16 protein-coding genes are annotated in these 18,798 nt (G+C 74.2%); 11 read left to right on the top strand and 5 right to left on the bottom strand.

Annotated elements, in window-relative coordinates; genetic code table 11:
- Positions 1 to 108: 108 nt before the first annotated feature.
- The 4 genes from ACWCXH_RS26515 (at position 109) to ACWCXH_RS26500 (ending at position 4,333) form a co-directional block, all read left to right on the top strand.
- Positions 109 to 969 (top strand): segregation and condensation protein A, encoded by an 861-nt coding sequence (locus tag ACWCXH_RS26515; protein ID WP_449803971.1) that lies wholly within the window; start codon positions 109 to 111, stop codon positions 967 to 969.
- 314 nt (positions 970 to 1,283) lie between these two features.
- Positions 1,284 to 1,940 (top strand): SMC-Scp complex subunit ScpB, encoded by a 657-nt coding sequence (gene scpB / locus ACWCXH_RS26510; RefSeq protein ID WP_449803990.1) that lies wholly within the window; start codon positions 1,284 to 1,286, stop codon positions 1,938 to 1,940.
- Entirely contained in the window at positions 1,940 to 3,136 is a 1,197-nt protein-coding gene (locus tag ACWCXH_RS26505; protein ID WP_449803970.1) for a pseudouridine synthase, read from the top strand. The genes scpB and ACWCXH_RS26505 overlap by 1 nt, the downstream gene beginning before the upstream one ends.
- 213 nt (positions 3,137 to 3,349) lie before the next feature.
- Positions 3,350 to 4,333, top strand: a complete 984-nt coding sequence (locus ACWCXH_RS26500) for a helix-turn-helix domain-containing protein (RefSeq protein ID WP_449803969.1) — start codon at positions 3,350 to 3,352, stop codon at positions 4,331 to 4,333.
- Positions 4,334 to 4,373: 40 nt separating this feature from the next.
- Here the strand turns inward: ACWCXH_RS26500 and ACWCXH_RS26495 are convergent, their stop codons facing one another.
- The 3 genes from ACWCXH_RS26495 to ACWCXH_RS26485 form a co-directional block, all read right to left on the bottom strand.
- Positions 4,374 to 4,736 carry a DUF952 domain-containing protein gene (locus ACWCXH_RS26495; RefSeq protein WP_449803968.1) on the bottom strand — a complete coding sequence of 121 codons (363 nt, stop codon included), beginning with the start codon at positions 4,734 to 4,736 and terminating at the stop codon, positions 4,374 to 4,376.
- A 91-nt stretch (positions 4,737 to 4,827) separates the two neighbouring features.
- Positions 4,828 to 6,387, bottom strand: a complete 1,560-nt coding sequence (locus ACWCXH_RS26490; protein WP_449803967.1) for a DUF4139 domain-containing protein — start codon at positions 6,385 to 6,387, stop codon at positions 4,828 to 4,830.
- Positions 6,388 to 6,389: 2 nt separating this feature from the next.
- A complete protein-coding gene (locus ACWCXH_RS26485) occupies positions 6,390 to 8,627 on the bottom strand; it encodes a DUF4139 domain-containing protein (protein ID WP_449803966.1) in 2,238 nt (745 codons plus the stop codon).
- 261 nt (positions 8,628 to 8,888) lie between these two features.
- Here ACWCXH_RS26485 and ACWCXH_RS26480 point away from each other — a divergent pair, with 261 nt between their 5' ends.
- The 3 genes from ACWCXH_RS26480 to der all read left to right on the top strand — a co-directional run bounded on the left by ACWCXH_RS26480 (position 8,889) and on the right by der (position 12,467).
- Positions 8,889 to 9,974: a prephenate dehydrogenase gene (locus ACWCXH_RS26480; protein ID WP_449803965.1), complete on the top strand. Its 1,086-nt coding sequence runs from the start codon at positions 8,889 to 8,891 to the stop codon at positions 9,972 to 9,974.
- A gap of 152 nt (positions 9,975 to 10,126) precedes the next feature.
- Positions 10,127 to 10,843: a (d)CMP kinase gene (gene cmk, locus ACWCXH_RS26475; RefSeq protein WP_449803964.1), complete on the top strand. Its 717-nt coding sequence runs from the start codon at positions 10,127 to 10,129 to the stop codon at positions 10,841 to 10,843.
- Between the two features lie 169 nt (positions 10,844 to 11,012).
- On the top strand, positions 11,013 to 12,467 hold the full coding sequence (der, locus tag ACWCXH_RS26470) for a ribosome biogenesis GTPase Der (RefSeq protein ID WP_449803963.1): 1,455 nt from the start codon (positions 11,013 to 11,015) through the stop codon (positions 12,465 to 12,467).
- A gap of 142 nt (positions 12,468 to 12,609) precedes the next feature.
- Here the strand turns inward: der and ACWCXH_RS26465 are convergent, their stop codons facing one another.
- Together ACWCXH_RS26465 and ACWCXH_RS26460 are read right to left on the bottom strand one after the other, a co-directional pair.
- Complete coding sequence (locus tag ACWCXH_RS26465) at positions 12,610 to 13,311, bottom strand: hypothetical protein (protein ID WP_449803962.1); 702 nt, start codon at positions 13,309 to 13,311, stop codon at positions 12,610 to 12,612.
- A 220-nt stretch (positions 13,312 to 13,531) separates the two neighbouring features.
- Entirely contained in the window at positions 13,532 to 14,413 is an 882-nt protein-coding gene (locus ACWCXH_RS26460) for a hypothetical protein (RefSeq protein ID WP_449803961.1), read from the bottom strand.
- A gap of 591 nt (positions 14,414 to 15,004) precedes the next feature.
- On the opposite strand from ACWCXH_RS26460, the gene ACWCXH_RS26455 reads away from it, so the two are divergent.
- The 4 genes from ACWCXH_RS26455 to ACWCXH_RS26440 all read left to right on the top strand — a co-directional run bounded on the left by ACWCXH_RS26455 (position 15,005) and on the right by ACWCXH_RS26440 (position 18,783).
- Entirely contained in the window at positions 15,005 to 15,748 is a 744-nt protein-coding gene (locus tag ACWCXH_RS26455) for a transglycosylase family protein (protein ID WP_449803960.1), read from the top strand.
- A 284-nt stretch (positions 15,749 to 16,032) separates the two neighbouring features.
- On the top strand, positions 16,033 to 16,719 hold the full coding sequence (locus tag ACWCXH_RS26450; RefSeq protein WP_449803989.1) for an alpha-ketoglutarate-dependent dioxygenase AlkB family protein: 687 nt from the start codon (positions 16,033 to 16,035) through the stop codon (positions 16,717 to 16,719).
- A 246-nt stretch (positions 16,720 to 16,965) separates the two neighbouring features.
- The gene (locus ACWCXH_RS26445) at positions 16,966 to 17,826 is read left to right on the top strand and encodes an acyl-CoA thioesterase (RefSeq protein WP_449803959.1); all 861 of its coding nucleotides are present in this window, start codon (positions 16,966 to 16,968) and stop codon (positions 17,824 to 17,826) included.
- A 165-nt stretch (positions 17,827 to 17,991) separates the two neighbouring features.
- Positions 17,992 to 18,783, top strand: a complete 792-nt coding sequence (locus ACWCXH_RS26440; protein ID WP_449803958.1) for a DUF1684 domain-containing protein — start codon at positions 17,992 to 17,994, stop codon at positions 18,781 to 18,783.
- Positions 18,784 to 18,798 lie beyond the last annotated feature (15 nt).

The raw sequence follows: 18,798 nt of genomic DNA, 5'->3' as shown, positions 1-18,798 counted from the left end.
CCTCGCGCGGCGGCAGGGCCCCGGCGGGCGCCTGCGGGTGTCCGGGGCACGGCGTGTCGACGGCCCCGGCGCGGGGCGGGCGCCGGGGCCGGGTGAAGATGGACCGTCATGCCGAGCACCACCGAACCGCCTGCCACCGCCGCGAGCTCCGGGACCGACGACGGGTCGCGGGGCGGCTTCCGGGTGCGGCTGGACAACTTCGAGGGCCCGTTCGACCTGCTGCTGGGCCTGATCGCCAAGCACAAGATGGACGTCACCGAGGTGGCGCTGGCCACCGTGACGGACGAGTTCCTCGCGCACATCCGGGCGATGGGCCCGGACTGGGACCTCGACGCGGCGACCGAGTTCCTCGTCGTCGCCGCCACGCTGCTCGACCTCAAGGCCGCCCGGCTGCTGCCCGCCGCCGAGGTCGAGGACGAGGAGGACCTCGCCCTCCTGGAGGCGCGCGACATGCTGTTCGCGCGCCTGCTGCAGTACCGGGCGTACAAGCGGGCCGCGGAGGTGTTCGGGGAACGCTGGGCCGCCGAGCTGCTCCAGCGCCCGCGCACCGGCGGGCTGGAGCCGCACCACGCCGAGCTGCTGCCCGAGGTGGTCATCGGCGTCGGCGCGGAGCGGCTCGCGCAGCTCGCGGCGAGGGCGATGGAGCCCAGGCCGGAGCCGGTCGTGTACGTCGACCACATCCACACCCCGCCGGTCAGCGTGCGCGAGCAGGCCGGGCTGGTGGTGGCGCTGCTCAGCGAGCTGGGCGAGGCGTCGTTCCAGCGGCTGGTGGCGGACGCGCCGGACACCCTGGTGGTCGTCGCCCGCTTCCTCGCCTTGCTGGAGCTCTACCGCGAGCAGGCACTCGCCTTCGAGCAGCCGGAGGCGCTGGGCGAGCTGACCGTGCGGTGGGTGGCCGAGCCGGGACGGGGCGCGGTGGAGGTCACGGACGAGTTCGACCGGCCGGCGGGGGAGAAGGAGGACGGGTGATGGGGACGTCTGCGGACGGCGGCGGCGGGCGGCCGGCTCGACGGCGGCTGGGGCTGCCCGGGCGGCCGCGGGCCGAGGAGTGGCTGGAGCCGGCCTTCGAGCTCGTGCTGGACGAGCCGGAGGAGGTGCCCGTGGTCGGGTCGCCCGTGGCCGAGTCGCCCGTGGTCGGGTCGCCCGTGCCGCCGGAGCCGGTGGCCGAGGCGCGGGTCGTGGACCGGAAGCCGGCTCCGTCGACTTCCGACGTCGAGCCCGAGCCGGCGGGGCAGACAGGGGAACCGGTCGTCGGGCTGCGGGCCGAGCTGGAGGCGATCCTGATGATCGTCGACGAACCGGTGACCGAGGACCGGCTGGCCGGGGTGCTGGAGCGGCCCCGGGCGGAGATCGCCGCCGCGCTGCGCGGGCTGTCCGCCGAGTACACCGCCCACAGGCGCGGCTTCGACCTGCGGCACGTGGCCGGCGGCTGGCGTTTCTACAGCCGGGCCGCCTGCTCCCCGGCCGTCGACCGCTTCGTCCTGGACGGCCAGCAGGCCCGGCTGACCCAGGCCGCGCTGGAGACCCTCGCGGTGGTCGCCTACCGTCAGCCGGTGTCCAGATCGCGGGTCTCGGCCGTCCGTGGTGTGAACTGTGACGGCGTGATGCGTACCCTGGTACAGCGAGGACTGGTGGAAGAGGCCGGATCCGAGCCCGAAACAGGTGCGATCCTGTATCGGACGACGAACTACTTCCTGGAACGGATGGGGCTCCGCGGCCTGGACGAGCTGCCGGAGCTCGCTCCCTTCCTGCCCGAGGTCGACGACGTGGAAGCGGAGTCCCTGGAGGGCACGATGATCGCGGAGGCGGTCGCCGCCGCTGCCGCGCAGGCCGCGGACGGCAGTGGCGAGGCCGGTCGGGCCGAGCACGATCGGCAGGGGGCGGTGAGGTCGGCCGAAACGACCGCACATCCCAGACGAAACGACGTACGGACATTTTGATGCGTAGCAGTGGCAACGGCAGGAACGGCAGCGGCGGCGGAAGCGGTCGCGGCGGACAGGGCGGGGGCCGGGGCGGCGGCTCCTACGGGGGCGGCGGCCGCGGTGGCTCGGGCTCGCGCGGCGGTTCGTACGGTGGCGGCTCGGGCTCGCGCGGCGGCTCCGGCTCGTCCGGGCGGGACTCCCGGCGTGACGACCGCCGCGACGACCGCTACCCGGACCGCCCGCTGCGGCCCGAGGAGCGCAAGTACGACCGCCCCGAGTACGGCGGCGGCCCCAACGCCACCCCCGCCCGCGGCGGCTTCGCCGGCCGGCGCCCCGGCCCGGCCCCGCGCCCGCGCCGCGAGGGCCAGGGCGCCCCGGGCGACCCGCGCCGCCAGCCGCAGCGCTCGCGCGAGCTCCAGGCCAGGATCGAGGACGCCGTCCTCGCCCGGCACGACAAGCCCGCCGTCAAGCTGCCCAAGACCTTCGGCGAGCCCGAGGGCGAGCGCCTGCAGAAGGTGCTGGCCCGGGCCGGCATCGGCAGCCGCCGCGCCTGCGAGGAGCTGATCGAGCAGGGCCGCGTCGAGGTCAACGGCAGGACCGTCACCGAGCAGGGCAAGCGCGTCGACCCGGAGAAGGACGAGATCAAGGTCGACGGCCTGACCGTCGCCACCCAGTCCTACCTGTTCTTCGCGCTCAACAAGCCGGCCGGCGTCGTCTCCACCATGGAGGACCCGGAGGGCCGCCAGTGCCTCGGCGACTACGTGACCAACCGGGAGACCCGGCTGTTCCACGTCGGCCGCCTGGACACCGAGACCGAGGGCATCATCCTGCTCACCAACCACGGCGAGCTGGCCCACCGCCTCACCCACCCCAAGTACGGCGTGACCAAGACCTACCTGGCCGCCATCCAGGGCCCGATCCCGCGTGACCTGGGCAAGCAGCTGGCCCAGGGCGTCGAGCTGGAGGACGGCTACGCCCGCGCCGACAGCTTCAAGGTCGTCTCGAACGTCGGCAAGAACTACCTGGTCGAGGTGACCCTGCACGAGGGCCGCAAGCACATCGTCCGCCGGATGCTGGCCGAGGTCGGCTTCCCGGTGGAGAAGCTCGTGCGCACCCACTTCGGTCCGATCGCGCTGGGCGACCAGAAGTCGGGCTGGCTGCGCCGCCTCACCAACCCCGAGGTCGGCCGGCTGATGCGCGAGGTCGGCCTGTAGGCGGCCGGTTCACGCAGAGTTCTTCGGAGGGTCTCCCGCCCGTGGTGGCGGGGGACCCTCCGGTGTGTATGTGAATCGGGACGCACCCCCTGGTCACGGCCTTGTCAGCGTCATGATCCGTGGCAGAGGATGGCCACTTGACCACCGCCGCGCCGCGTGGCGGGAGTGCGCCAGCACAGGCGCCGGTGGGGGCGAAAAGGGGGAGAAGGCGTCGTGTCCGATGCACCACTCAGCGCACTGGGACTGGCCGAGCCGGACGGGCAGGTCTACGCCGCGCTGGTGGCCAGCCCGCAATCCACCGCGGAGGACCTGGCCGAGAGCTGCGGCCTGACCCTCCAGCAGAGCGTGCGCGCGCTCGACCGGCTCGCCCAGCAGGGCATGGCGACCCGCGCGCCGGTGGACCGGCAGCGCTACCTGCCGGTCGCCCCCGACGTCGCGATCGGGACCCTGATCGGCCACCGCGAGTCCGAACTGCGGTATGCGCGGGCCGAGATGCACCGGCTGATGGACGCCTTCCGGGAGGCGTCGCGCTACACCGACCCGGCGCACTCGGTCGAGGTGCTGACCGGCGGCGAGGCGATCGCCCAGCGGCTGGAGCACATCACCGAGACCAGCCAGTACCAGGTCCGCGGCTTCGACTGCCCGCCGTACATCCAGGACCCGGTGGCCCTGATGCCGCTGCAGCGGGACCGGCTGCGGGAGGGGCTGCGCTTCCGGACCATCTACGACCGGGAGGCGGTGGCCTGGCCCGGGCGGCTGGAGAAGAACATCCTGGCCGGCGTCGCGGACGGCGAGGAGGCGCGGGTGCGGCCCACGCTGCCGATGAAGATGATCATCTCGGACGACCGGATGGCGATCATCCCGATCAGCGTCGGCGACAGCGTCCTCGACGCCGCCTACGTCATCCACCCCTCCGCGCTGCTCCAGGCGCTGGACACGCTGTTCGAGGCGGAGTGGGAGCGGGCCGTCCAGCTCCAGGCCGCGATCGGTGCGACGGAGAGCGCGCTGGAGCCGGCGGCCGACCACCGCAAGCTGCTGGGCCTGCTGGCGGCCGGCCTGACCGACGAGTCGATCGCCCGCTCGCTCGGCTGGAGCGCCCGGACCACCCAGCGCCGGCTGCAGAGCCTGATGCGGGCGCTGGGCGCGACCACCCGCTTCCAGGCCGGCATGGCGGCGCGGGAGCGCGGGTGGCTGTGAGCCGTCGGCCCCTGGGCGTGGGTCGGCTCCGGGGCCCGGGTCAGCTCCAGGGGGTGAGGGAGGCCCAGCGGCCGTCCGGACCGCGTTCGACCTTCTCCAGGCCGACCACGGCGGAGCGGTTCAGCCGGCCGTAGATGTGTGGGAACAGCACGCCGGGCGTGGCCCCGGGCGGCGGTGCGCCGTGCGGGGCCTCCCACTTGACCATCGGTTCCACCAGCGCCTCCTCGATCAGCAGCACCATCAGCGGATCGGGGGCGTCGGCGAAGAAGTGGTTGGCCACCGCGAGTGCCGTCCGCTCGTCCGCCGAGCAGTGGATGAACCCGTCGGTGAGCAGCGACGCGGCGGCGTACGGGCGGCCGGGGTCGGTCAGCCAGTCGTCCAGGGGTGCGAGGTGGAGGATCATGTTCCTGTTGTACCCGGTCCGGTCCGGTTGGTCCTCCGGTTGGTCCTGAGCGGCCGTCACGAGCGCGTCGGAGTCCGGCGCGCTCGGGAGGTCAGAGCCCGGCCACCTTGGCGGAGGCCGCGATCTCGTACACCAGCGTGACCGTGCGGCGGGCGCCCGGGCCGAGCGGCACGTCCCAGCGGACGATGCCCTCGGCGTCGAAGGCGTCCGGCGCCGGGGTGCACTCCTCCTTGCGCAGCCGCACCTCCACCGCCGACACCTCCGAGACCGGCACCCGCTCGCGGACCGTGACGACCTGCTCGTCCCGCTCCTCCGGGCCGGAGAACCGGGACAGGTGCAGCCGGACCGTCCGCGTGGTCGTCCGGCGGCCGGTGATCCCGGCGCTGGCCTGCCGCTCCTCGGTCTCGCGGACCACCCGGTAGCCGTCCGAGCTGCCGAACGCCAGCTCGGCGTCGGCGCCGGCCGCGGTGAAGCGCAGTTCGCCCCGGCCGGTGAAGCCGCTTCCGCGGACCAGCTCGACCGGGCCGGCCAGCAGCGGGTGCCCCGCCGCGTTGCGGAACCGGACCACCTGGGTGACCAGCGGGGACAGTTCCGGCGCGCACGCGTACTCGCTGCTCGCCGGCGCGCGGAAGCCGCCCAGCGGCACCCGGTGCGCCCGGCCGTCGGACGGCACGGTGGCCGGGGCGGGCGCGGGCAGCACCCGGACCTCGCCGCCGTCGTCCACGCCCGGCACGGCGGCGTCCGGGGCGAGCGTGCTGACGGTCTCCTCGCGCAGCTCGACCTCGACCGTGCGGCGTTCCTCGGTGGTGCGCTCGCGCAGCATCAGGACGTCCTCGGCGATCGCGGGCGGATCGGTGGCGAGGGCGGAGCGGGCGGTGGAGAAGGTGAGCCTCGCGCCGGTCCAGTCCTCGCCGGTGCGCTGCCAGACCACGGCCTCCGACTCCAGGCGCAGGCTCCCGTCGGCGAGGGTGGCGCGGTAGGACGGGCGCCAGAGCGCGCACGGCACCAGGTGGGTGACGGTCAGGGTGGTGGGGCCGTTCGAGGCCGCCTCGACGGTGAGGTCGAGGTGGGCCACCAGCTCCGCGGGCTCCTCCTCGGCCTCGTCGAGGGCGGTCAGGGCCTGTGAGCGCTCCTCCTCCAGGCGGCGCAGCCGGGAGTGGGCGGCGCGCAGTTCCTCGCCGTGGCGCTCGCGCTCGGCGTCCACCCGCTCCAGCTCGCGGGTCCAGCGGGCGCGTTCGACCTCGCCGACGCCGACGCCCTCGCCGACCTCGCGCAGGAGGTCGGCGGCGAGCTGGGCGAGCAGGGCCAGCCGGGCCTCCAGGCGGGTGCGGGTCTGGTCGGTCAGGCGGGTCTCGACGTCCAGTTCGTGCAGCCGGTGGCGCAGTTCGGAATCGTCCGGGCCCGGCGGCTGCGGGGCGTGCGGGGTCCAGCTGCGCACCAGGCGGGCGTCCAGGATTCGGGTGCCGGGCGTGCTGGTCTCCGCGCGGAGGGTGCGGTCGACGGCGAGCGCGGTGAGCGGGCCGAGGCGCACGCGCTGGACACCCGCGGCGAGGTCGACCGTCGCCGTACGCTCGACGTGGCTGCGGTCCTCCAGGCAGGTGACGGCGGTGACGGGGAGGGGGGTGACGGGGAGGGGGGTGGTTCCGGTCATTCTCAGTTCCTCCGGTTTCCGCCGACGATGGCCTTTCCGGCCGGGATCTTGATCTGGTAGCCGCCGTCGAGCTCGGCCCGCCCGCCCGGGGGCAGTTCGACCCGCCAGAGCCGGGTGCTGGTCGGGCACTGCGGGGTCGGGACCGTCGGGGCGTGCCAGTCGGCGCGCTCCTCGATCCGGATCTCGGCGTCGGAGGTGACCGGCACGCGCTCGCGGACCTCGACGGTGACGGCGCGGCCGAGCCGGTTCACCAGTTCGACGTGCACCCGGTGGTCGAGCAGGGTGCTGTTGTTCAGCATGCTCAGCTTGCCCGCGGCGGCCTCGTGCAGCTCGGTGCGGCGCGCCACCTCGATGCTCTCGGTGACGCCGATGCCCAGGCGCCGCACGCCGCCGGGCGCGAGGGTGGGCAGGGCGGCGGTCAGCAGGAACTCGTCGTCGACGGTGACCTCGACCGGGCCGGCCAGGACGGCGCGGTCGGTGCGGTTGGCGAGGACGAGCGTCGCGTACACCTTCTCCTCGACGGCCGGGACGGTGACGTACTCGGGGCGGACGGACAGCGGGATCTCGTCCACCGTGACGGTGTGCCAGGTGCCGTCGGACGGGATGTCGGCGGGGGCGGCGGCGTCGAAGCGGTGGTCGAAGGAGCCGGCCGAGACGCGCGGTGCCACGGCGTGCTGGGGGAGGCGGAGACCGCGCAGCCGCCCGAGGCCGGGGCCGGTCGTGCGGGCGGTGGTGGGCGGGTGGAGGGTGCCGCGGCGGGCGGCGGGTTCGTCGGGGCCGGCGAGGACGAGCTCGGGATAGTCGAGCAGGGCGGCGTCGGGGGTGGGGCCGGTGGGGGTGGCGGGGGCGGTGTGGCCGGCGTCCTGGGACCCGGGCGCGCCGTAGCTCTGGCGGTGGGCCACGCGTTTCATGGCGTCGGGCGGCAGGGACTGTGCGGCGGATGCGGATGCGGGTGCGGCTTGGGGGGCCGGTGCACCGCCGTAGCCCGCGAAGCCGGCGACGTGCGGGGGCGGGGGCGGCGGCGACGGGAACGGGTACTCGCCGTCGGCGGCGTCCAGGGTGCCGCCGCGGCTGACCGCGCCGCCCGCGCCGATCGGGCCACCGCCGGGGCGCCCGCTCCCGGCCGGGCGGGACCCGGCCGGGAGCGGGCGGCGCTGCCGGGGCTCCGCCACGGGCTGGGGCATCGGCGCCGAGACGGGCAGCGCGCCCTGGCGGGGCCGGGGCCGGCCGGGGAGGTCGTCGGCCGCGTCGTAGCCGGTGAACAGGTCGGACAGGCCGCCCGGGGGCTCGCGCCAGCCGGACGGTGGCGGCGCGGGCTGGCTGCGGCCGATCCGCAGCGAGCGCAGCCTGGGCAGGTCGGTGCGGCGGTCGAGGTCGGCGGTGGAGAGCGCGAGGCGCACGCCCGTCCAGTCCTCGCCGGTGTGCTGGGCGACGGAGGCGCGCAGGACGAGGCGGCCGGTGTCGGAGCCCTGCCGGTAGGACAGGCGGTAGGCGGGGACCCAGCGGGCGGCGGCGACGCCGTACTCCAGCTCGATCTCAAGGCGGGCGGGTTCGGCGGTTGTCCGGTCCGGGGCGGTGTCCGGGGCGGTGTCCGGGGCGGTGACGGCGAGGGTGAGCAGGACGGTGGTGGCCGTCTCCACGGGCCGGGACGGGCCGGCGGTGGACCCGCGCTCCAGCCGGTCTCTGATCAACTCGCACTCGTGGTCGGCGAGTTCGATCTCCCGGGTGAGCTGCTCGGCGCGCGTCTGGAGCCCGGCCATGCGCTCGTCGACGAACTCGGCCAGCTCCAGCCACGCGTCGGCGGGGGTGCGGCGCAGGACTTCGTCGGGCCGCCGCCGCTGCGGCGGCACGGCGCGCAGCGCGCTTGTCTCGGCGATCGACGCGAGGACCAGGCGGTGGCGCTCGACGAGCGCGCCCAGACGCTCCCTGGCATCGTCCAACTCGTGGCGCAGCGCCGGGAGTTCCGATTCGTCGCGGATCTCGGCGAGCTGCTCCACGCGGGCCTCGGTGACGGCGGTGCCGGCCGGTCCACCGAGCACCCGGGCGCGCAGCGAGCGGCCGTCCAGCGTGCGGGGCAGGCCGGTCAGCCGCAGCCGGCCGCCGGGCGGGACGGGCACGGTGGCCCGGCGGCGGCAGACCGCGCCCTCGGCGTACACCACGACCGAGTCGAGGACCGACGGGTGCGCCGGCACGGCCGGTGGTTTCCGCCGCCCCGCCTCGCCGCTGTGCTGATCGTCCATGCGCAACCCCTTCGTTCGCGTCCTGCCGCCTGCGCCGACGGTGCCTGCCTCGGGCGGCCAGTCTGCCGCGCCTCCGTGCGGGCGTCCCCGGATTTCGCCCGTGCGTTGGCGTGTGCAATCTCTGGGACGGGGGCGGCGCGTCGGCGGTTCTCCGTGGCCGTGGGGCGGTGGGTGGTGGGCGTGGGGACGGGGTGGATGCGAGAGGATGGGGCGAGTACACCCCGGCCCGTCGGCCAGTCCCGTGAAGGAGAACGACCCGCCATGCGCACTGCCGTCGTCGTCGGCACCGGACTGATCGGCACCTCCGCCGCCCTCGCCCTGACCGGCCGCGGGCTGACCGTCCACCTGGAGGACGCCGACCCGGACGCCGCCCGCACGGCCGCCTCGCTCGGCGCGGGCACCACCGAGCCGGCCGACGGCCCCGTCGACCTCGCGGTCATCGCCGTCCCGCCGACGCTGGTCGGCAAGGTGCTCGCCGACTGCCAGCGCCGCAACCTGGCCCGCTGGTACACCGACGTCGCGAGCGTCAAGGCCGGCCCGCGTGCCGAGATCACCGCGCTCGGCTGCGACACCGTCCACTACATCGGCAGCCACCCGATGGCCGGCCGCGAGCGCTCCGGCCCGCTGGCCGCCCGCGCCGACCTCTTCGAGGGCCGCCCCTGGGTGCTCACCCCCACCGCCGACACCGACACCGAGACGCTCAACGCCGCGCTGGAGCTCGTCGCGCTGTGCGGCGCGATGCCGATCGTGATGGACGCCGCCGCGCACGACCGGGCGGTCGCCCTGGTGTCGCACGCCCCGCAGCTGGTGTCCTCGCTGGTCGCCGCCCGGCTGGAGCACGCGGACGAGACGGCGATAAGGCTCTCCGGACAGGGCGTCCGGGACGTCACCCGGATCGCCGCCTCCAACCCCGGCATGTGGGTCGACATCCTCTCCGCCAACGCGGGCGCGGTCGCCGACATCCTGGAGGAGGTCGCCGCGGACCTCGGCGACACCGTCACCGCGCTGCGCGCCCTGGAGGCCGCCGAGGAGGGCGAGCGCCGCTCGGGTGCGGTCGGCATCGAGGCCGTCATGCGGCGCGGCAACACCGGGCAGGCCCGGATCCCCGGCAAGCACGGCGCGCCGCCCACCCGGTACGAGACGGTGTCGGTCGTGCTCGGTGACCAGCCCGGTGAGCTGGGCCGGCTGTTCGGCGAGGTCGGCGCGGCCGGGGTCAACATCGAGGACGTCGCCATCGAGCACTCGGACGGGCAGCAGGTCGGCTTCGTGCAGTTGTCCGTCGCCCCGACGGCCGTGAAGCCGCTGACGGCGGCGCTGCGGGCGAGCGGGTGGAGTGTGCGGGACTGAGGGCCGCCGGGGCCCGGCGCGGGCGGGGAGGGGTCGGGCGGGACGGGGTCCGGCGGCGGTCCATTAACCTTGAGGGAGACAATCCCCGGTCGTGTGCCTGTTCAATGGCTGTCCAGGCTCCGGGTCCCATGCTCAGAGAGAGGTTCGACCCCGTGGACACTGCCGACCGAGCGTCGCACGCCCCGGTCGTCGTCGCCATCGACGGACCCTCCGGTTCCGGCAAGTCGACCGTCTCGCGCGCCGTCGCCGCCCGGCTGGGCCTGAGCTTCCTGGACACCGGTGCCATGTACCGGGCGATGACCTGGTGGATGCTGGCCAACGACGTCGACACCGACGATGCGGAGGCCGTGGCCGTCGCGTGCGGCAAGCCGGTGATCGTGTCGGGGACGGACGCCGACGGGCCCACCATCACGGTGGACGGGCAGGACGTGTCCGGGCCGATCCGCGGCCCCGAGGTGACGGCGCGGGTCAGCGCCGTGTCCGCGGTGCCGGCGGTGCGCTCCCAGCTGGTCGAGTTGCAGCGCGGCTGCGCCGAGGTCGCCGAGCGCGGCATCGTCGCGGAGGGCCGGGACATGGGGACCGTGGTGTTCCCGGACGCCACCGTCAAGATCTTCCTGACCGCCTCCGAGACGGCCCGCGCCGAGCGCCGGGCGGCCGAGCTGCGGGCCAAGGGCGTCGACGAGTCGACCATCACCGCGATGGCCGCCGACCTCGCCCGCCGGGACGCCGCCGACTCCTCCCGGAAGACGGCTCCGCTGACCCAGGCCGCCGACGCGGTCCTGGTGGACACCAGTGACCTCACGCTGGAGCAGGTGATCGAGCGGATCGCCGCGCTGGTGGAGGAGCGGGCCGGCCTGTCGTCGGTGTGACCACCGCTTTTCTGCACCGGTGATCCGCCGAGCTCCGGCTCCGGGGGACCCCAACGAGCTGCGGCGCCGCCGAGGTGCCGCAGGAGAAGTACTCGCGCTGCCCCGAGCGGGGCAGGTACGCACGGCGCGCCCCTGGGAAGGGCCGGGCCGGGAAACGGAACAGACGAACATGACCGCAGAGCACGCCACCACCGGCCACGGTGAGCTGGACGACGCCGAGTACGCCGAGTTCATGGCCCTCGCCGCCGAAGAGGGCTTCGACCTCGACGACGTGGACGGCCTCGACGCCGCCGAGCACGTCCGGCTGCCGGTGCTGGCCGTCGTCGGCCGCCCGAACGTCGGCAAGTCGACCCTGGTGAACCGCATCATCGGCCGCCGCGAGGCCGTCGTCGAGGACAAGCCGGGCGTCACCCGCGACCGGGTCACCTACGAGGCCAGCTGGAACGGCCGCCGCTTCAAGGTCGTCGACACCGGCGGCTGGGAGATCGACGTCCTCGGCATCGACGCCATGGTGGCCGCCCAGGCCGAGCTGGGCATCGAGCAGGCCGACGCGGTGCTGTTCGTCGTGGACGCCACTGTCGGTGCCACCGACACCGACGAGGCCCTGATCAAGATCATCCGCCGGGCCGGCAAGCCGACCGTCCTGTGCGCCAACAAGGTCGACGGCCCGTCCACCGAGGCCGAGGCCGCCTACCTGTGGTCGCTCGGCCTGGGCGAGCCGTACCCCGTCTCGGCGCTGCACGGCCGCGGCTCGGGCGACCTGCTCGACGCCGTCATGGCCGCCCTGCCCGAGGCCCCGCCGCAGACCTTCGGCGACGCCGCCCCCGGCGGCCCGCGCCGCGTCGCGCTGATCGGCCGCCCGAACGTCGGCAAGTCCAGCCTGCTCAACAAGGTCGCCGGCGAGGACCGGGTGGTCGTCAACGAGCTGGCCGGCACCACCCGCGACCCGGTCGACGAGATGATCGAACTCGGCGGCAAGACCTGGAAGTTCGTCGACACCGCCGGTATTCGGCGCAGGGTCCACCTGACCGCCGGCGCCGACTTCTACGCGTCGCTGCGCACCGCCTCCGCACTGGAGAAGGCCGAGGTCGCGGTCGTCCTGATCGACGCCAGCGAGACCCTGGCCGAGCAGGACACCCGCATCATCTCGATGGCCGTCGAGGCCGGGCGCGCCGTCGTCATCGCCTACAACAAGTGGGACCAGCTCGACGAGGAGCGCCGCTACTACCTGGAGCGCGAGATCGAGCGCGACCTCGTCCAGGTGCAGTGGGCCCCGCGCGTCAACGTCTCGGCCAAGACCGGCCGGCACATGGAGAAGCTCGTCCCGGCGATCGAGACCGCGCTGGACGGCTGGGAGACCCGCATCCCGACCGCCCGGCTGAACGCCTTCCTCGGCGAGCTCGTGGCCGCCCACCCGCACCCGATCCGCGGCGGCAAGCAGCCGCGCATCCTGTTCGGCACCCAGGCGGGCACCCGTCCGCCGCGCTTCGTGCTGTTCGCCTCGGGCTTCCTGGAGGCGGGCTACCGGCGCTTCATCGAGCGCCGGCTGCGCGAGGAGTTCGGCTTCGTCGGGACGCCGATCTCGATCTCGGTGCGCGTGCGGGAGAAGCGCAAGAAGAAGTAGCGCCTATGTGTAGGTGCGGATGCAGGTGAGTACGGGTGAGGGCCTCGTCGCTTCGGCGGCGGGGCCCTCGGTCGTTGTGTGCGTTCTGCGCGTGTGCTGCTGTGCGGGTCAGTGGTGGTCGCAGTCCAGCGCTCGTCGGAGTTCAGTGGTGGTTGCCCATGCGGCCAGGGGGGAGGGACAGCATCTGGCGGTGGCGTCCGGCGGCGGACGGGGCCGTGCCCATCATCGGGGACGGGACCGGGGGCGGCGCGGGCATCGGGTGGGGGATCATGCCCGCCGCGCCGAGGTAGCCGGCGGCCACCCAGCCCTGGCCGTTGGTGAACTGCGGTGCGGGCGAGGCCTGGTGGCCGTTCGGGGCGTGGTGGGTGGTGACGTGGTGCCCAGCCGGATGGTGGCCGGTGGCGTGGTGCCCGGTCGGGTGCTGGCCGGTGGTGTGGTGTTCCGCCGGGTGGTGTCCGGTCGCGTGGTGCGTGGCCTGGCCGTAGCCGTCGCTGGTGGGGTTGGCGGGGTGCGGGTTCGCCTGCTGGGCCGGAATGAACTGCGGCAGGCCCGCCGTCTGGCCCTCATAGGTGTGGAACGCCTGCTGCTGCGCCGGGTACGACCGTGGGTCCACCGGCATCGGGTAGTTGTCGCGGATCGCGAAGCCGGTGAACTTCAGGTCCTCCTCGCCCGAGCGGTCGCCCGGCAGCGCGCGGAAGAGCCGCCGGTACTCGGAGTACAGCTCGTCGTAGATCGGCGTCGTCGAGTGGGGGTGCTCCGCGTCGTACGACGGGCGCATGCCCGGGATCGAGCGGGGGGCGGTGGCGGTCCGGCCGGGGGCCTCGGAGACGTCGTAGCTGTACACAAAAGGGCCAACGAGCGAGAGCCTCCGGGGATGCGGGGCACGGGGGCCCGGCCGGAAGGTGGCCTAAGCCGATCGGAGAGCCGCCTTCCGGCCGGGCGAGCCGTGGGGTGGTCGTGGCGCCGGGTGGTCGCGGCGCCGATGGTGGTGGCGCCGAGTGGTGTGTGCGGCGCCGGGTGGTCGCGGCGTTGAGTGGCGTGTGGGCGTGGCGCGGCGGTACGGCTCAGGTACCGGCGAGCGGGAGGGAGGCCGCGACCACCTGGCCCAGCGACACCGCGCGCTCGAGCGCCTGGCGGAGCAGGTCCTCGCGCGGCTGGCGGCCGATCATGCCGGCCGGAACGGCGTACATCGTCACCTCGGAGAGCTGGCTCGCGGCCAGTCGCCACGCGTCGGTCACCTGGAGCGGCTGGTGCGCCTGCCACCAGCCGGTGCTGCCGCCGGCCGCCGCGGGCTGCAGGATCGCGTGCAGCTTGCCCATGGCCACCAGGACCGACCAGCCCGGGAGTTGGTCGGGTGTCTCGTCGAGGTCGGCGACGGGCTGGAAGCCGGCGTCCTGGAGCAGGTCGAGGAACTCGTCCTCGCCGGAGGTGTTGCCCGGGCGGCCGACCGGCCCGGTCGGCTCGACCACGAGCGATGCGTGTCCGACCTTGCCGTGCAGCACCAGGCCGCAGGTGATGCCGAGGATGGCGACCTGGCCGGGGGAGGTGGGCCGGCCGTCGGTACCCGGGGCCGCGAGGACCGGGGTGTCCGTCGTCGGTACGGCAGGCGCGGCGGACGGGGTGGACGGGGCGGGTGTGGCGGCGGCGGGGAAGGCCGGGGCGTCGGTCTGGACCTGGTTGATGCTGCGGACGGCGCCGGCGAGTTGCTCCTCTGACACCGGCACCACCTGGGACGGGATGCAGCGGGCGTGGGCGAAGGCGAGCACGGCGGTTTCGTCGCCCACGAACAGCACTGTGCTGGTGGGGTCCGAGTGTGTGTCGCCGGGGGTGCGGCAGGAGGTGCACTCGTAGCTGTCGGGTGCGCGGTCGCCGCCGAGGAGGCGGTCGGCCTCGTCGTCGCCGATCTCGGACCGGACCTCGTCGCTGACGGTGAGCATGCGCGGCACAGGGTCTCCTCGGGTGGGTCTGGTGGGTCTGGGTTGCGGTTACGGGGAGGTCGCCATTACCAACGGACCCCTGTGTCAGGCGTCACGGGTGGGCGTCGAGGCTGACGGGAATTGCCCCGGATCCGACCGCAGCGCGTGTCCAAGTGGTCGCAATGTGTCGATGTCGTGGGCGGGCCTGCCGAAATGAAGCCGTGAGGTGGGTCACGCGGCTGCGGTATTTGATCTTGGAATTGACGACCAAACCGGGCAATTCGGGCGTAATTGTGTCCCTGTTACCGCTGGTAACCCTTGTGTGAGCTGGGTAGACCGCTCGGGTTTTGGTTTCCTCACCGACCGGCTCGTAGCTTCTTGGGCGGCGCAACGAGCGCCACCCGGGTTCACCCCCGACGCACAGCCCGCCGGTCCGGTACCGGCAGCGGCACGTGCCCGCCGACGCGATCGCTCGAACAGGTCGTCGGCGAGCGGCTGGGTGGCCGGGGCGGCAGCGGCACGTCCGACACGTGCACGGCCGTCCGACGGACGCGGCAACGAACGCGGCCCCTTCCAGGGCCTGGTTCCGCATGCCCGCCCGGGGCTGTCGAGAGGAACCCCATGACCTTCCGTCACGAGACCGCCGCTGCCACCACCTCCACCGCCACCACGCGCAACCGCGTGCGCCTGGCGGTCGTCGCGGGCGCCGCCGTCGCGGCCCTGCCGGTGGCCGGCCTCGTCACGGCCACCTCGGCCTCCGCCGCCCCCGTCTCCACCTGGGACGCCGTCGCCCAGTGCGAGAGCGGCGGCAACTGGGCCATCAACACGGGCAACGGCTTCTACGGCGGCCTGCAGTTCACCTCCAGCACCTGGGCCGCGTACGGCGGCACCGCCTACGCCGCGCAGGCCAACCAGGCCACCAAGGCGCAGCAGATCGCCGTCGCCGAGAAGGTCCTCGCCTCGCAGGGCCCGGGCGCCTGGCCCGTGTGCTCCGTCAAGGCCGGCCTGACCAAGGGCGGCGCCCCGGCCTCCGTCGACACCTCCGCCGGCGCGACCGCCGCGAAGCCTGCCGTCCCGGCCGCGAAGCCGGCTCAGGCTCCGAAGGCCGACGTCGCGACGGCCGCTCCGAAGGCCGCTCCGAAGGCCGACAAGGGCGCGCAGTCCTGGAACCGTTCGAGCGACGCCAAGCCCGTCGCGCCGGTCGGCCCGGCCAAGAGCGGCAGCTACACCGTCAAGTCCGGTGACACGCTGAGCTCCATCGCCGCCGCGCAGGGCGTCGACTGGCACGACCTGTACAAGAACAACGCCAAGGTCGTGGGTGGCAACCCGAACCTGATCTTCCCGGGCCAGGTCCTGAGCGTCTGACGTCGCCTGACATCGTCCGCGTCCCTTGACGCCGGTTGCCCTTGAGGCAGGTGTCGTGTCGCTCATCGCTACGGCCGCTTCTCCGCTGCGCGGGGGAGCGGCCGTCGGCGTATCCGGCGTGTCGGGGGGGCGATGCGGTGGCTTTTCCGGTCCTGGTGCTGCCGGTCGTGGCAGTGCTGGTGCCGGGCGGGAGACGTGGCCGGAATGCGCGGAAACCGGGGCTGATGGGCTGGCGTCCGCCCGACCGGGATCTCCGCCCGGCGATGCGCGAGGATGGGGGGGTGATCCAGGGCGAGCTGTTCGGTGACCCGTCGGAGCCCTCCGCCCCGCGCGAGCGCTCCGAGCCGGCGCCCGGTGCCGTCCTCCTCCCCGGCTGGCTGGACGCCAGCGCCCAGCTGCGGCTCGTCGCCGCCTGCCGGGACTGGGCCCGTGGCTCGGCCGGCCTGCACACCGTCCGGATGCCGACCGGCGGGGTGATGTCCGTCCGGATGGTGAGCCTCGGCTGGCACTGGTTCCCGTACGGGTACCGGCGGACCGCCGACGACGGCGCGCCGGTCAAGCCGTTCCCGCCGCTCCTCGGGGACCTCGCCCGGCGGGCGGTGACGGACGCGTACGGGGACCGGGCCGGGGAGGTCGCGGGCGCCGCGTCGTACGCGCCGGACATCGCGATCGTCAACCACTACGCGCACGGCGCCAAAATGGGCCTCCACCAGGACCGCGACGAGCGGACGGACGCGCCCGTCGTCTCGCTCTCGCTCGGCGACACCTGCGTCTTCCGGCTGGGGAACACCGAGACCCGGACCCGTCCGTGGACCGACCTGGAGCTGCGCAGCGGCGATCTGCTCGTCTTCGGTGGTCCGGCCCGGTTCGCCTACCACGGGGTGGTGCGGACGCTGGCGGGGACGGCGGATCCGGCGTTGGGGCTGGTGGGGCGGCTCAACATCACCGTGCGGCAGTCGGGGTTGGAGTAGGGCGGGGTGGGGGCGGGGGGGCGTGGTGCAGCAGCGGTCGGATCGGTCGTCGGGTCGTCGGGTCGTCGCGTCGCCGGGTCGTCGATCGGGCACTCGTTCGAGTGAATCGGGGGCTTCGGACCGGGGAGCGGGAATTCCACCGGTCGCCGGAGAATTCGAGTGAGCTGGAGAATTCGAGAGAACGGGCTCCGGCAGCCGGACGGAAGACCTCCGCCCGGGCTGCGGGCCCGGAGAGGAAGCGAAGCCATGGGTACCCCCGTCGACGACCTCGTCGATCTGCTCGACCTGGAGCAGATCGAGCTGAACATCTTCCGCGGCCGAAGCCCCGAGGAGGCGCTGCAGCGGACGTTCGGCGGCCAGGTCGCCGGGCAGGCGCTGGTCGCGGCGGGGCGCACGGTCGACGGCGACCGGCCGGTCCACTCGCTGCACGCCTACTTCCTGCGCCCCGGGGTGCCCGGCGTGCCGATCGTCTACCAGGTCGACCGGATCCGCGACGGCCGCTCCTTCACCACCCGCCGGGTGCTCGCCATCCAGGGCGGCCGCTCGATCTTCGCCCTCACCGCCGACTTCCACCTCGCCGAGGAGGGCGGCATCGAGCACCAGCACCCCATGCCGGGCGTCCCCGCCCCCGAGGAACTGCCCAGCGCCCTGGAGGAGGTCGGCTCCCGGCTCGGCGAACTGCCCCCGTTCATCAGCCGCCGCCAGCCCTTCGACATCCGTTACGTCGACCGTCTGCGCTGGACGAAGGAGGAGCTGACGGACGTCGAGGCGCGCAGCGGCGTCTGGCTGCGGACGAACGGCGCCCTGCCCGACGACCCGCTGATACACGTCTGCGCCCTGACATACGCGAGCGACATGACGCTGCTGGACGCCGTGCGCGCGCCCGTCGAGCCGCTCTGGGGCACCCGGCACTTCGACATGGCCTCGCTGGACCACGCGATGTGGTTCCACCGTCCGTTCCGGACCGATGACTGGCTGCTCTACCAGCAGGAGTCCCCGATCGCCCACGGCGCGCGCGGGCTCGCCCGCGGGCAGATCTTCGACCGGAACGGGCGGCTGGTGGTGTCCGTGGTGCAGGAGGGCCTGTTCCGGCCGTTGCAGGGGTGAGATTGCCGGGTTTGCTGGGATTGCGCGCTGTTGCCACCGTGTTTCCGTTTCGGGGCGGGCGGCGGTGGCGGGGATGAATCGGCCGGGCGGCCGGTGTTGTGCTGGGTGATCGAGAAGGGCGGCCCACCGCGCGGCGGGCCGCGGACCGGATGGGAGGGTCTGCCGATGACAGCGACGGCCGCGGAGGACTGGAAGCACTGGAGCGACAATCGGGCGGCGTCGGTGAGTGCGCCGCACGGGCAGCTCGCACTCACCGGCACGCACTGGTTGGAGCCCGAGCCCATCGAGATCCCTGGGCTGCCCGGGCGCTGGTGGGCCGACGCGGAGGGCGTCCGGGTCCGCGCGACGGCGGCCGACGGCATCACGGTCGGCGGTGGCGCCGACCCGGTCGACGGCGAGGTGCTGCTCCGTCCCGACACCGACCCGGCCGCCGACACCGCCGCCCTCGGCGACGCGCTGCTCGTCCCGATCGAGCGCGAGGGCGAGCTGGCCCTGCGGGTCTTCGACCCCGCCGCCCCCCGCCGGGCCTCCTTCGCAGGCATCTCCGCGTACCCCTACTCGCCGGAGTGGGCCGTCCCCGCGGTCTTCACCCCGTTCGAGGCGGACGACGCGCAGTCCGTCCTCGTCCCGAACGCGGACGGCAAGGAGCGCCCGCTGGCCGTCACCGGGCAGATCGCGTTCACCGTCGCCGGCGAGCACCGCACCCTGACCGTCAGCCGCGCCGGCAACCGCCTCAGCGGCGTCATCGCGGACGCGACGAGCAGCATCGACACCTACCGCTTCCGCTTCATCACGCTGCCCGCGCCGGACGCGGACGGCCGCACCGTGCTCGATCTCAACCGGGCGTACCTGCCGCCGTGCGCCTTCGCGGACCACTTCATCTGCCCGTTCCCGCCGCCGGGCAACCGGCTGGACTTCGCGGTGGAGGCGGGGGAGAAGCAGGTTCTGACCCGGTAACCCGGACCTGACGGG

It is taken from the genome of Kitasatospora sp. NPDC001660, assembly GCF_053596725.1.
Note: the sequence above shows the minus strand (reverse complement) of the source record. Positions and strands in the feature narration are given on the sequence as shown.